Here is a 13678-nt window from a genome sequence, read left to right as displayed (position 1 = left end):
GGAGATGATGCCGGAGCAGTTAGTTTGGTAATGGACAACGGTTCTGTTTTGATTCCTGTCGCTGCGTCAAGCCCTGGTTGGTCTTCTCATTTTTCTGATGGCGACCGTGTTTTGGTGAACTATACGATTTTAGATGAGGATGATACCAGCAGTGCAGTAGAACGTTACCTTGTAAAGGTAAATGATATCAGCGATGTTTTGATGAAAGGAATTATGGACATTACCGAAGAGATTGAAGACAGTATTGGTAACGACCCGATAATTGTTCAAGATGCCTGGATTTCGGATAGTTTGCTGAATTTTAGGTTGAAATACTGGGGATACAATAAAACCCACTTTTTAAACCTTGTAAAAGAACCGGGAGAATTAACTGCCGACGATCAGCCGTTTCTGCTGGAGTTGAGACACAATGCAAACGACGATCAGGAGTCGATTCCTTATACCGCTTATGTATCGTTTAGTTTGAATAGTTTGCGCGTGGATGGTCTTGATTCGGTACGTTTTGAAGTGATTGCAACCGATTATGATGGTGTTGCTTATCAAGACAGTGGCGTGTTTAATTATAGCAATCTGGAATTACCCACACCATAAAAAATTAAACAGTGTAAAACAGAAAAGGTGCTCATTTCGAGCACCTTTTTTTATGGTTGTGTTTCTATAATTCTTTGTTTTTGCCTATTCCTTCAGTTTGATCAACCCAATTGGTGCATTGCGTTTGTTTTCATCGAAACGTGAAAAACCACGATCAATCATTTTGTAGTTGAAACTTACTTTAGGTGCACTTTTCATGGCTACAACAGGTGTTCCGGTAATATCTTCAATGGCGGCTTTAAATAATGGATCGTTTTTATCGCCCAAGGGAAAAGCATTAAATAAGTTATCCTCTACCAGAATATCCGGCGCAAAACCATCTTTAAAGTCAGTAACACCGGCCGAATTAGCATAACGCAAAACAATAGGTTGTACTGCCCAGTTACTAATTTCCTCCGCATCTGCATCGTTTAGATACATTTCAGGTAGTAAGGTTTGTGAGCCTACATATTTTCCGTATGTAGTATCGCCCACCATTATCACTTCGTCCATATAAGGTTTTAAGCCGGTTATGGTGAGTTCTGAAGACGATGCCGTGTGAGATCCGGTGAGGAAATATACCTTGTTTAGCCCCATTTTGAATGGCACCTGGTTATTAAAATACATTTCCAATTGACTCATAATTTGTCGGTCGGTCCAGTACTCTTGCCAGTACCTGTTCCACTTATATGTAACAAGTATTTCGTTGTTATCTACTACATTTAAAGGGGCTATGCACGAAGCAAGATATTGGGCAGATGAAATCATGCCGCCTGTGTTATATCGAAGATCAACCACTAAGTCGTTAACATTTTGACTGATAAAGCTTTGAAATGCTGCACCGAGGTTGCTATCATAGTTGGGAATAAACTGGGCATAAAACAGGTAGCCTATCTTCCGTCCATCGTGTTGTACTACGTTGGTGGTTAACACCGGATTTAGCGAAAGCTGGTCGGACAACAATCGTATTGTGGTGTCTGCAACTATATCGTTTCCTGAAGGAATGCCAACGGTAACATCAACCTGATCGAGGTTTAGCAAGTCTTTGTAATTTGATTCAGATAAGCTATTGCCATTAACCTTAAGTAGTATGTCTCCGCGCTGAAATCCTGCTGCCGACGCAGGAGTTTCGGGATATACAAATTCCACTACCGCAACAATTTTTCCAATGTCGGTAATATTATAAAAGGCGAGCGACCAGCCAAACGACTTCTCATCTCCCTCAAAACTTGCTAACAGCGCCTCCACATCATCTGTAATCCACGAGAATTTATCGTCTTCGTCTAACAGTTTGTAAAAGTATTCTTTCGAATCGGTTTCGTAATTGTAATTCAGATTGGGCATATCTTCGTTCCAAAAATATCGGTCATCCATAGCGGCTTTTATGAAACGATTTACCTTTTTGGTATATTCCGAGGCCTCCGGTCCTTCAGGAGTGGGATCATCTTTTGAGCAGGCTGTAAAAACAGCCACAGCTACAAATAACAATAATGTTGATTTTACTAAATTTTTCATAATGTATTCTCTTACGTCCATAATTTCTTTTTAAGCATTCTTATTAAACGCAGTAAGGGTCGTTTTCGTTTATTTCTACTGCTTTTTTTCCTTTTTCTCGTTAGGATATTCAATTCTGATATGGTAAATATTTATCAGTTTTTCTAAAAGTGTACGTTTAATTGTATTGATATCGCTGAACGTCAGGTCTGAATCATCCAGTTGTTTATCTTCAATTTTCTTATCAATCATACTGTTGATAAGTGCCTTCAGATTTTCGTGTGTTTTCTCTTTCATACTTCGCGATGCCGCTTCAATTCCGTCAACCAGCATAACCACGGCAGCTTCTTTAGAGCGTGGGAGAGGTCCGGGATAAGCAAAAGCATCTTCATCAACTTCCTGATCAGGATTTAGTTCCTGATGTTTCAGATAGAAATATTTTGCTTTTGTTGTTCCGTGGTGCGTGGCAATAAACTCGATAATAACAGCCGGAAGTTTATGTTTCTGTGCCATCTTAACTCCGTTTTTTACGTGGTCTATTATTACTTCTGCACTTTTTAAATGACTGATCCGGTCGTGAGGATTCATTCCCATGGCCTGGTTTTCGATAAAAAAGTTCGGTCGGCCAATTTTTCCAATATCGTGGTAAAGGGCACCGGCGCGTACCAAAAAAGGATTTCCTCCAATACGAAGGATAACCTCTTCGGCAAGATTGGCAATTTGCATCGAGTGCTGAAATGTACCAGGTGCCTGCTCGGCAAGTTTTCGCAATAATGGCTGGTTACTATCCGATATTTCGATTAAGGTTACATCCGAAACAAATCCAAATAGTTTTTCGAAAATATATACCAGCGGATATACCAAAAGGATTAGCACACTGCTAATGGCAAACCATTTTAACATCGAATAATCGTAGGAAATAAATGTTCCTTCGTGAATTAGGTTTAGTGCCGTAAAAACAACCAGATAGGTTAAAAATACCCACAAGGCTGCCAAAACGAGGTGAACGCGGCGATGCATTTTATTGAGGCTAAAAACCGCAATTAGGCCTGCCGACACTTGCAGTAGTATAAATTCATAATTATTAGGCGCATAAAACCCCATTAACAGTGTGGTGATAATGAGTGTGAAAATGGCCGTTCGCGAATCGAAAAATGTTCGGATCATAATCGGGAACACCGCAAAGGGAACCATATAAATGTGCAGGTTAGGGAAGGTGTTGATAAAATTCGACAGTAAAATAGTTCCTGCCATTAACATCAGCATAAAACTTAACTTATTGAGGTGCTGGAGTATATCGCGACGGTACAGCAAAAGGAAAACAAAAATAAAGCTGAGCAGAACCGAAATAAGCAACACTTTACCAATAGACACCATGTAGCGGTTTACATCATTACCCCGTTCTTTTTCATAACTGGCTTTTAACGATTCCAGCATCTGATATTTTTCGGCATCTACAATTTCTCCCTGCAAAACAATTCGCTGCCCTTGTTTTACCATTCCGCGCGTGGCCGATATGGATTGTGTTATCTCATCAATTTCTTTCTGGCTGGTTTCGCTATCGTACGAAAGGTTTGCGGTTATATACCGGTCCAGATTAAGATTGGTCAGCCACGGGAAATTATTGCCTTCGCTTACCAGATTTTGGCGTGTATTTAACAGGGCATTGTAAGCCGATTTTTCAGAGTACAACTGGTCTACATCTTCTTTCTGAACAATATTTCCGGTACGTTTATTAATCTCTTCTTTTCCCTTCAGCTCTTCATAAATATCTATTGAAAAAAGCAGAATCCCGTTTCCGTACAGTTCATCGAGTTTTGTTGATAAAGCTTCAAATATTCTTTTTTTTGCGGTATTTGTAGTGTCAATATCCAATTCCAGATCCTGACGAAGACGTGCTACACTTTCACTTTTTTTGGTTGTATCGTTCGAAAAATAGGGAACAAGCGAACTGATTTGCTCTGTTTTTTCATCATTCAGTTCGTTTGCCGTTTTTAAAATAGCAAAGTCAAAAGGTGCCACCAGGTTTTCGTGTTGCCACGGAAATCCCCTTTGGTACTCGTATTTAAACTTTGGCTCTCCGGGCAAAATTAAATACAAAGCCACTGCTGTAAGTACAAATAACGACAGCTGTAAAAACAGTCGGGTGTAGCTTTTTAGTTTTCTCATTAATTTCTTCATATACCGAATATCGAAATTTTGATTTAAAATACCATTACTCTCATCTGCTTCTTTTTAAACTAACTCTTAATATTTCGTTGACAAATAAGGTTTGCAGATAAGTTTGTAAAGCCCATTTTTTCTTAGTTTTGTGTTTATACGCTTCAAACAGGGCTATTCCTGTTTTACAAAATAAAATTAAGAAAATATTGATGAACTACGGCATTTCCAATTTAAGTATTATTCCGGTTCGGCTCGAGCCTTCTGAAAAAAGCGAAATGGTTACTCAGATTCTTTTTGGCGAACACTTTGAAATGCGCGAGCAAATGGTAGGCTGGACGAACGTTAAGTTGGCCTACGACGGTTACGAAGGTTGGATTGATACAAAGATGATTACACCGATAAATGCCCGCACTTTAAACAAAATTGAAAAAAGCCCAACTGCCGTAACATCCGATATTATCACCATTGTTCCGGTTAACGAAGAGCAAAACCTGATGCTGGCAGCCGGAAGTACATTGCCGGTTTGGCGGCCCTATTTAAAGCAGTTTTCGGTTATACAGGACACCTACCTGGCTACCGGTGAAGTTATTTATGGGAATTTAAAAAATCAACGGGAGATTGCCATTCAGCAAGCGTTGAAATACTTTAATGCGCCCTACCTGTGGGGAGGAAGAACTCCTTTTGGTGTTGATTGCAGTGGTTTTACCCAAATAATTTACAAGATGATTGGCATTAAATTGCCACGTGATGCCAGCGAGCAGGTAAAAATAGGAACGGCTATGAGTTTTGTTGATGAAGCTGAACCAGGCGACCTTGCCTTTTTCGACGACGAGGAAGGAAATATTGTTCATGTGGGGATTATCTGGAAACGTAATAAAATCATTCATGCATCGGGGAAGGTGCGTATCGATAATGTCGATCAGTTTGGAATTTTTAATATCGATACGCAACGTTATACCCACAAAATGCGCGTAATGAAAAAAATAATTGAATAAAATGGAACACATTGAGTTTGTTATTTATGTTGCCCTTTTTGTAGCCGCCGTTTACCTGGTAGTAAAACACTGGAAAACAGGTCGCAAAAAGTAACTGGTGAATAAATGGTTAATCTGAATCAGATTGAAAAGGTTGGTGTAGATTTGATTAATGCTATGCCTGAATTCTGATGACTTTCAAGGTTCTACACTATTTCCTTATTTTAATCTTTCGCAATCATCCTTAATCCTTTAAAATGTATACTTATAAATATCCACGCGCAGCCCTTACCGTTGATGCCATCGTTTACGTAAAATCCGAACCAACAACTTTCGTTTTGCTGATTGAGAGAGGGAGGGAGCCCTACAAAAACAAATGGGCCTTGCCTGGCGGTTTTGTTGATTTGGACGAGACACTGGAAAAAGCATGTATTCGTGAGTTGGAAGAAGAAACCGGTTTGCAGGTGGAAAAGATGCAGCAGTTCAGGGCTTATGATGCCATCAACCGCGATCCGCGTCATCGCACAATTTCTGTGGTTTATTCGGTTCAGTTGAAAGAACAAAAGCCGGTTATAGGCAGCGATGATGCTGCGCAGGCAAAGTGGTTTTCAATTAATGATTTACCCGAACTGGCTTTTGATCATGCTGAAATTTTAGCCGATTTCTATAAGTAAAAATAGCGGTAAAGAATTATGAAATCTATACCGCTACTTCGTTTTCTATAATTAGAATGCTTCTAAAACTTCCAACGCATATCAACCCAGAGTTTGTCGCCAAGTTCCCACCAGCGGTTTATTGCCGAGCGTAACGAAGCGTTACTGTAACCGGTCAGATATTCGCGGCACAATTGAGTAGGATTACCATTTGCTGCATTTTCCTTGTCTTTTTTCAGCAACTCCATGGCGCGACTTTCAACAAATTCCGTTTCATTCAGTACCTGGTTTTCAAAGGCAGTAACTTCCGGCTCAACTAGCTCTTTTCCGGTGCCCCAGTTTACCAGAGCCAAACGGTTGGCGCGGGTAAATGCCCACATGGCCGACTGGCGACTAAAATGTTTATGTCCGCAATAGTTGTAAGCATCGGGTAAACTCAGGTTGCCACAATAAATGGGCACACGTGGCGATAAACGCGGAATATCGAGACTAAACCACACTTTGCCGCCAATTTCATCGGGCAGATCATCGCGTAATTGTGCAATCCATGAGTACGAACAATACTGCACCGAAATGGGGCGGTGACGATAAACCGAATTCTCTTCCAATGCATTCATCAAATCACGCTTATCTTTTGCCAGCCAGGGGTGTGCCGCCGGACTGATAATCGTATCGGTTACTTCTTCGCCATCGTCGTTCTTCGTTTTGTGCGAAACTTTCAGCTTACGGATCATTTCGTATTTGGTACCGTCATAGGTTTGTTTGTACAGCGCAATCACATCGCTGATGTTCACTTTTTTCTCCACTTTCACCGAGAACGGCAATTCATCGGCATCGAATTTTAGGTTCAAACCGGGGGCCATCGAACTTAGCACAAAATACTCGCGAATATCAAATGGTTTTTCTCCGCTGTAGGCCTTCCAGAACTTAAATGTTTCTTTTCCATCCCAGTATCCCAGCTCTTTGGCTACCTCAAAAACATTGTCGGAAGCCATATAATAGTCCGGATTATCAAGATCGAGTTCGCCTATTCTTGGAATATTTGCGGATATTCCCACATGGTCATCCGGAATACGTTGGGCAGCCCAAACGCCACCAACTTTATCCGGGCCTTCGCCAAAAATCTCCAGCTGCCAAACTTCCTTTGTATCGGCAATGGTTATACATTCGCCGTAGTCGGCAAAACCGTATTCTTTAATCAGTTCGCCAATCAGTTTTATGGCATCGCGTGCTTTTGTGCAACGCTGCAGTGCAATACGTTCCAGTTCTTCAATCAGGAAAAGACCGTTTTCGTTATGTAATTCTTTGCGACCGGTAATTGTTGTTTCGCCAATGGCCAGTTGTTTTTCGTTGATACACGGATAAGCGGTGTTCAAATACGCGTAGGTTTCGCGTACCTCGGGAATTTCTCCTTTTAGCTCCATACCGTCCATACTCCATGCGGTGTGCGTGTGCATGGTTCCCCAATAAACATTGTGAGTTGTGTCGCGGTCGAATTTTTGAGCCGACACAAAATTTACCCAGGTGCGGTAATACGCGTCGCAGGTGTGTGCCGTAATCACCGAGCCGTCGTCGGTGGCATCTTTTCCAAACATGATGCTGGTGCAGCTTTCGTTCCTGTTATCGTCGGGTTGGGCAAACAAAAATGATGCTGATGACAGTACCAGCATCACGAGTAAAGATATTCGTAACATAGTGCAAAGTTTTGCTCAAATTTAATAGAATTGGCAGGCGGAGCAAATTATTTTGACATTATGTGAAGAATATTGTTGAAAGATTGACAAAATTATTGCGGTTGTTAGTGCCCGTCAATTCCGTTAAGCATCAGAAACGAATGCATCAGAATTTTATGAATTTCGGTTAAATATTCGTTTACGGCTTTAGTACTGCCCGGCAACGAAAATACCAGTGTTTTGTTTTTAACTCCGGCAATCGATCGGCTCAGTAGCGCATTGGGTTTTTCCGCGCCATATTTCAACCGGATGTGATCCATAATTCCCGGAATTTCCAAATCGATAAAGTTTTGGATGATAACCGGGGCAATATCGCGAGGACCAATTCCGGTGCTTCCGGTTGTGTAAATGATATCGAATCCATCGTTTACAGCATTTTGTAGTTCGGCTTCCAATAACTCTTTTTCGTCAGGAATTACAGTGCGCGAAGTTTCGCACAGGTATGTTTTTGATGCAAAAAAGTCTTTACTAAGTTTCTCAAGTAGTGGCCCGCTTTTGTCTTTGTAAATACCATGGAATGCGCGGTCGCTGAGCGTAATAACTTTTATACGGAATGTTTTTGGAATATATTCCATCGTATCATTTTCCGAAAGCACTCCCGGTTCTATTACCCGGCAAAAAATCCCTTCTTTTGGCATTACACATTTCCCTGCCAGTTGAAAAATTTCGCAGTTATCTCCGTGGCATTTTTTCCCGATCTGTGTTACTTCCAGCTCCACGTCTCCTGCTCTGAACCGATCAAAAGGCATGGCTTTATGCACAGCAATTCCTTCTGTGGTAATGTTTTCGGCAAACTCGCCATATTTAATTTCGCGGCCTAGTTCTCCTTCAAAACTTTTAATGCTTTCTGCAGCTAAAAGACTTATTTGTCGGTGCCATTTCCCGGCGTGCGCATCACCTTCAATGCCATCAAGGTTTAGTTTTAGTGCTTTGCGCGGAGTTTTGATCGTACCTTTTTTCTCCGAAATATTTAGTGATTTTATTTTGCAGGTCTGTGCTTCCATTTCTGTATTTATATTTTCTCCTTAAAGTCAAGTTTTACGTCTCCGATTACCATGTTTTTGTCAACAGCTTTACACATGTCGTAAATGGTCAGCAATGCAACATTCACAGCAGTTAATGCCTCCATTTCAACGCCGGTTTGCCCGATACATTTGGTCAAACTTTTTACCAACACGCCATTTTCCTGAACTTCTGCTTTCACCTCCACTTTGGTAAGCTGCAGTGGGTGACAAAGCGGAATCAGCCTTGATGTTTCTTTTGCGGCCTGAATTCCGGCGATTTCCGCAATTGTAATTACATCGCCTTTTTTTATCAGGCTTTCGTTAATCAGCCGAATGGTTTCGGTTTGTAAGGCAATAAATCCCGATGCTTTGGCCGTGCGTACCTGTTGCGGTTTGTGGCTCACATCCACCATATTGGCTTTTCCTTCGTCGTTGATATGTGATAATTGGTTCATATTTTATCCTCCAATATTTGAAAAATCGTGTGATTCTGTTCCTACTCCTTTTTCCGGTTTGTTTTCCAGGGCCTGGTTGTATGCTTCTTCAATGCCTAATTCGCGGGTGCTATATCGTTGTCCAGAATGCAGGCACGGAACGATAAATCCGTCGGCAGTTAAACGCAGGCGGTTACATATTGTGCAAATGCCACCTAAACCGCCGTCAACGGCATAAAACTCGCCGGTGCGTAAATCCATCTGGCGAATGAAACGCAACTTCAGTCCTTTCTTTTGGCAGAATTCCCGTACTTCCTGTTCGTCCTCTTCATTCTCGCCCGGAATACGTACAAAGTTTATTTTCACCGGAAGAAGTCCGGCTTCGGTTGCTGCGTCTATTCCGCGCAGAACATCGTTAAGCTCTCCAATCCGGGTAATTTTTTTGAATTTTTCAGGATTCATGGTATCCAGACTGATATTCACCCGTTTTAACCCAGCCGCTTTTAAAGCTTTGGCGTAACGCGGTAAAAGAACACCGTTGGTGGTCATTCCAATATCCTCGATCTCGGGAATCGCTGAAAGTATACTGATCAGTTCCGGAAGATCTTTGCGTAACAATGGTTCTCCTCCGGTAATGCGGAGTTTTTTAATTCCAAGTTTTACTCCTGCTTTTACGATGTTGGTGATTTCGTTGAATGAAAGAATATCCTCATGTTTTTTTAAGGGCAAACCTTCGGCGGGCATACAGTATTCGCACCGGAAATTGCAACGATCGGTAACCGAAATACGCAGGTAGTTGATATGTCTGTTAAAGCGGTCGTACATATGCAAATTCGTCGGTTTGAATGCTTGAAACGCCAAGCGGCACCTCGAGCAAAGCATTTGCAAAAGCCAAAGCATTTATATGTGCCGATCCATGAAACGGGATTTCCGAAATTGCCCCATTTTCATTGATAACAACCGGAATTATTGCCAGTCGATTGGCTCTTTTTCTCTGGTAAGTAAAATTCATTGGGGCTTTTACACGTAGCGGTGCGTAGTTGGCTCCGAGTAATTTGCAGATCACCGGTTTGGCAATCAACTCAAACTGCACGAATGACGATACCGGATTTCCGGAAAGTCCAAAAACGAACTTGCCATCCTTTTCTGAAAAAGTCATTGGGTTACCTGGCTTAATGCCCGTGTGATCCCAGTATATTTTAAATCCTTGTTCTTTTAATATTTCAGGAATAAAATCGAAATCGCCAACGGATGCTCCGCCTGTAAATAAGACAAAATCGCTCGATTCCAGTGCTTTGCTAAAGCTTTTCGTGAGCAATTCGTAGTCGTCAAGCAGCATGAGATCAGCCACAATCTCAAGATTCATTTTCCTGAGCTGGGTGATCACCTGGCTGGAATTACTATTCCGAATCTGTCCTGGTTTTGGCGTTTCAGATGGAGAAACCAACTCACTGCCGGTGGCAATTACAGTTACTCTCGGGCGTTTTGAAACCAACACCTCTGCATAACCTGCTCCGGCAAGCACTGCCATTTGCGGAACATTAATCAGCGTACCTTTTTTTAGCAGTACATCGCCTTTTTTATAATCTTCACCCAGGTAACAAATATTCTTTTTCGTTTTAGGATTTGTGCAACGTACCTTGTTTTCAGAAAGTTCCTCAGCATCTTCAACCATAAAAACGCAATCGCATTCAGGCGGAACAGCAGCGCCGGTCATAATTTTAACACACTGGTTTTTCTCAATTTTAACAGATGCGATTTTACCGGCATTTATCACTTCCAGCACTTCCAACTCATTGGCAATGTCTTCAAGTCGACAGGCATAACCGTCCATCGCTGATTTATTGAAAGGTGGCATATTTAAATCAGCCACTACATCTTCCTGTAGTACCCGGTTAAAGGCATCTTTCAGCTGTACCTTTTCGGTTGGGAAAAACGGTGTAAAATTGCCGATTAGCTGTTGTATTTTTTCGAATTGGTTCATGAAACAAATGAAAATTTATTGTTGATGAGCTGAATTTTAGTGTAATCAAATTTAAGCTTTTCTCCGTCATTATTCACAATTATCGGATTGTGTATCAGGTGATGTGGTTTTCTTACAACAGTTCCGGTTGATTGAATAAAAAAGAACAAACCCGGATTAATAATTTCATGTAGTCCTCCCGACTCGCACACAATGGGTGTTTCGGGTAGATAAGCCGATAGTTTTTCAAAAGCTTCAGGGAGATATTCCGGATCGGCCATTACAAAGAAAACCTGTTTTGCGCCGGCTTGTAACATCAGCGAACTGTCTTTTCCTGTAATCTGCTTTTCCTGCAAAATAACAAAGTGCTCATATTTTATAAGTACATCTTTGCTGTTGTGCTCGTGAATATGCGAGGTGATTTTAAGTCCTGTAATTGAAGCTTGTTTTGATAATGACTCTATTACGCGACAGGCAAAGTAGGTTTTCCCCACATTTCTTCCGTTACCTGCAATCAATAGCAAGTTCGGATAATCGATTTTGGTATCTTTTTTTACTTGTGTCATTTAATATGTTCCAGGGAAGGGAAGGAACTTCATTTCGCCCAATGCAAAATGTGCTCTTTCTCCTTTCCAATTTACCCCGACCTTGCCGGGATGCGGGAGGACAACCTGTTTCCGGGTAATCCCATCGGCCAAAATTCCCTGGTTTACACTTTAGGAAGATTGGCTCGGAGCCGGGACAAATATAGTAAAGAATCTAGATGTGTGGATGTGAATGTTTGAAAAGTGCTGAAAAGCATTTTGTTTTTCGATAAGTATGCGAGGCATTTATCCTGGATAGTTTTAGGTTTTGAAATCCATCAGGAGTAAACGCGATTTAGTATATTTAAACCGTTTAAGATTTATTGTATGGTTCAAAAAACAATAGTATTTCTGGTACTAAATTTGGCGGTTTTTATTTTGTATGCACAAGAAATGCAGGATGACTTTGGTAAAGTTGATTCCGCGAGTGTTTATGAATACCGTTTGTCGAAGGATATAATTACCAGCCATATCAAAAATAAAGCAGTAGTTCTGCAAACCAAAGATCATCTTTCAAAAACGAATTTTCTGCATCAGTTCAAATTACCCATCAAAAGTGGAGATGCGAATTCTGCAAACCTTTGGACTTTAGACAGTATAGTGGTACGTGAAATGAATGAAATATCCGGACAAACAGAGAATGTGAGCCGGCAAACTTTATCCACTTCAAATAACGGACAAACGCTGATCACAAAAGATTATAAATGGAAAAATGACGATGGACACTGGTTGATTAGTAGTGCAAACTATTATTTTTTCGGGAATGAAGGGCGTTTGGATTCTGTGGAATTTCAGGAATACGTAACCATTAACTATCGAATGTTCACCAAAAAGTACTATACATACGAAGGCGGTTTGCTTGCAACAGAATGGAGTAAAGAAAAATTTGATGAATATGATGATTGGGAGAAGGTTTCGCGCCTGCAGTATAGCTATGATTCGTTGAACAGTCTTAAACAGGTGAATACAATGAAATGGGATCAGTTTTATGATCGCTGGTCGACATTTGAAATATTAGAATACAATTATGATTCGCTGGGTAATATTTCTGAGGAGATGGCTTATGATTACGATAGCTACGAAATGGTAAAATCCAAAAAATATGAAATTGTATACGCTTATAATGAGCAAAACCTTTTGTCTGATATAACCGAATATGTTGAAGGGTGGGGAGAAGATAATTTTATTCCAGATCGTAAATTAAGCTATGATTATGATGGATTGATGAACTTAACTACCGAAACACTTTACAGCTGGGATTACGACCTTGATAATTGGTTGGAACTTACCCGCAAACGGCATTTCGATCAAATTAGTGAAACTCTTGTTCATGAAGTACAGGTTCAAAACTGGGATAATGAGTGGATTGATGCAAACAATACGAAATACTTTTCTGAAAACGCTATTGCTCCTGGTGAGTTGGAAAATCGGGAATTCATTTTGTCGTTTTTACCAATGTTAGTTTACAACACCCAAGTGGTTGATAAACTGGAATCTACTTCTTTTTCAGGAGGAGAATGGCTGGAAAGCGGAGATGTTACCTATCATTTCAGTCAAAGTATTCAGGTAGGCATCAATAATGAAACTCTGGCAGAATTAAAATTATTTCCTAATCCGGCTACTGATTATATCCGGGTTCAAACTCCAGCATTACATCAATTTGAGTGTATTGTATTCGACATTTGGGGAAGAAGTTTGATTCATGAGAATATTAGTGCAGAGATGAAACTGAATGTATCGGATTTAAAACCAGGTTACTATTTGATTGAAATACTTGAATCAGGGAAAAAAATAAGCAAGGGCAAATTTATAAAATACTAATCTGCCCTTGCTTATTTTTTATTCTTCGGAATGTTCTACCTCTTCTACAATCGGATTTGTTTTTTCAGCGAAATAGGCTGAAACAATTACCAGTGCTACAACTGCCACTGCAATATAAACACCTGAAGGTATTGGAGCCGCTTCGCCTTGTGCATACGAATGTAATCCTGACAGGTAATAATTTACTCCAAAATAGGTCATTAACACCGAACTGATACCCAAAACAGCAGCCACACTCATGGCAAAACTACCGCGCATTCCGGGAATGCGGTGCATGTGCGTGAT

General features: G+C 40.8%; 13 protein-coding genes and 1 riboswitch. Of the genes, 4 read left to right on the top strand and 9 right to left on the bottom strand.

Features of this window, described 5'->3' with window-relative positions; translation table 11 throughout:
• Positions 1 to 591 (top strand): NigD-like protein (locus ABZB17_RS12765; RefSeq protein WP_372650735.1); only part of this gene is annotated, 591 nt, incomplete at its 5' end.
• 84 nt (positions 592 to 675) lie between these two features.
• On the opposite strand, the gene ABZB17_RS12760 is transcribed toward ABZB17_RS12765, so the two are convergent.
• Together ABZB17_RS12760 and ABZB17_RS12755 are read right to left on the bottom strand one after the other, a co-directional pair.
• The gene (locus ABZB17_RS12760) at positions 676 to 2085 is read right to left on the bottom strand and encodes a S41 family peptidase (RefSeq protein WP_372650734.1); all 1410 of its coding nucleotides are present in this window, start codon (positions 2083 to 2085) and stop codon (positions 676 to 678) included.
• Positions 2086 to 2160: 75 nt separating this feature from the next.
• Positions 2161 to 4233, bottom strand: a complete 2073-nt coding sequence (locus tag ABZB17_RS12755) for an HD family phosphohydrolase (protein WP_303918120.1) — start codon at positions 4231 to 4233, stop codon at positions 2161 to 2163.
• Between the two features lie 203 nt (positions 4234 to 4436).
• On the opposite strand from ABZB17_RS12755, the gene ABZB17_RS12750 reads away from it, so the two are divergent.
• Both ABZB17_RS12750 and ABZB17_RS12745 read left to right on the top strand, forming a co-directional pair.
• The gene (locus tag ABZB17_RS12750; RefSeq protein ID WP_045033325.1) at positions 4437 to 5222 is read left to right on the top strand and encodes a C40 family peptidase; all 786 of its coding nucleotides are present in this window, start codon (positions 4437 to 4439) and stop codon (positions 5220 to 5222) included.
• Between the two features lie 236 nt (positions 5223 to 5458).
• Positions 5459 to 5875 carry an NUDIX domain-containing protein gene (locus ABZB17_RS12745; protein WP_372650733.1) on the top strand — a complete coding sequence of 139 codons (417 nt, stop codon included), beginning with the start codon at positions 5459 to 5461 and terminating at the stop codon, positions 5873 to 5875.
• 62 nt (positions 5876 to 5937) lie between these two features.
• Here ABZB17_RS12745 and ABZB17_RS12740 read toward each other — a convergent pair whose 3' ends face one another.
• The 6 genes from ABZB17_RS12740 to ABZB17_RS12715 form a co-directional block, all read right to left on the bottom strand.
• Positions 5938 to 7548, bottom strand: coding sequence for a dipeptidase (locus tag ABZB17_RS12740; protein WP_372650732.1), 1611 nt, complete (start codon positions 7546 to 7548; stop codon positions 5938 to 5940).
• 104 nt (positions 7549 to 7652) lie between these two features.
• Entirely contained in the window at positions 7653 to 8591 is a 939-nt protein-coding gene (locus ABZB17_RS12735; RefSeq protein ID WP_372650731.1) for a molybdenum cofactor synthesis domain-containing protein, read from the bottom strand.
• Positions 8592 to 8599: 8 nt separating this feature from the next.
• Entirely contained in the window at positions 8600 to 9046 is a 447-nt protein-coding gene (moaC, locus tag ABZB17_RS12730) for a cyclic pyranopterin monophosphate synthase MoaC (RefSeq protein WP_372650730.1), read from the bottom strand.
• A 3-nt stretch (positions 9047 to 9049) separates the two neighbouring features.
• Positions 9050 to 9850 carry a GTP 3',8-cyclase MoaA gene (locus tag ABZB17_RS12725; protein ID WP_372650729.1) on the bottom strand — a complete coding sequence of 267 codons (801 nt, stop codon included), beginning with the start codon at positions 9848 to 9850 and terminating at the stop codon, positions 9050 to 9052.
• The gene (locus ABZB17_RS12720; RefSeq protein WP_372650727.1) at positions 9834 to 11009 is read right to left on the bottom strand and encodes a molybdopterin molybdotransferase MoeA; all 1176 of its coding nucleotides are present in this window, start codon (positions 11007 to 11009) and stop codon (positions 9834 to 9836) included. Before ABZB17_RS12720 ends, ABZB17_RS12725 begins: the two co-directional genes overlap by 17 nt.
• Positions 11006 to 11554: a hypothetical protein gene (locus ABZB17_RS12715; RefSeq protein WP_372650726.1), complete on the bottom strand. Its 549-nt coding sequence runs from the start codon at positions 11552 to 11554 to the stop codon at positions 11006 to 11008. The genes ABZB17_RS12720 and ABZB17_RS12715 overlap by 4 nt, the downstream gene beginning before the upstream one ends.
• 43 nt (positions 11555 to 11597) lie before the next feature.
• Positions 11598 to 11736, bottom strand: a riboswitch (molybdenum cofactor riboswitch).
• Between the two features lie 163 nt (positions 11737 to 11899).
• Between ABZB17_RS12715 and ABZB17_RS12710 the strand changes: the two genes are divergently transcribed.
• The gene (locus ABZB17_RS12710) at positions 11900 to 13393 is read left to right on the top strand and encodes a T9SS type A sorting domain-containing protein (RefSeq protein WP_372650725.1); all 1494 of its coding nucleotides are present in this window, start codon (positions 11900 to 11902) and stop codon (positions 13391 to 13393) included.
• Positions 13394 to 13411: 18 nt separating this feature from the next.
• Here ABZB17_RS12710 and ABZB17_RS12705 read toward each other — a convergent pair.
• Positions 13412 to 13678: hypothetical protein (locus ABZB17_RS12705; protein WP_372650724.1), on the bottom strand; the 267-nt coding region annotated here is incomplete at its 5' end.

It is taken from the genome of Draconibacterium sp., from assembly GCF_041583095.1.
GTDB lineage: Bacteria > Bacteroidota > Bacteroidia > Bacteroidales > Prolixibacteraceae > Draconibacterium.
The sequence above is the reverse complement of the archived record's forward strand: the minus strand, read 5'-3'. Positions and strand labels throughout refer to the sequence as shown.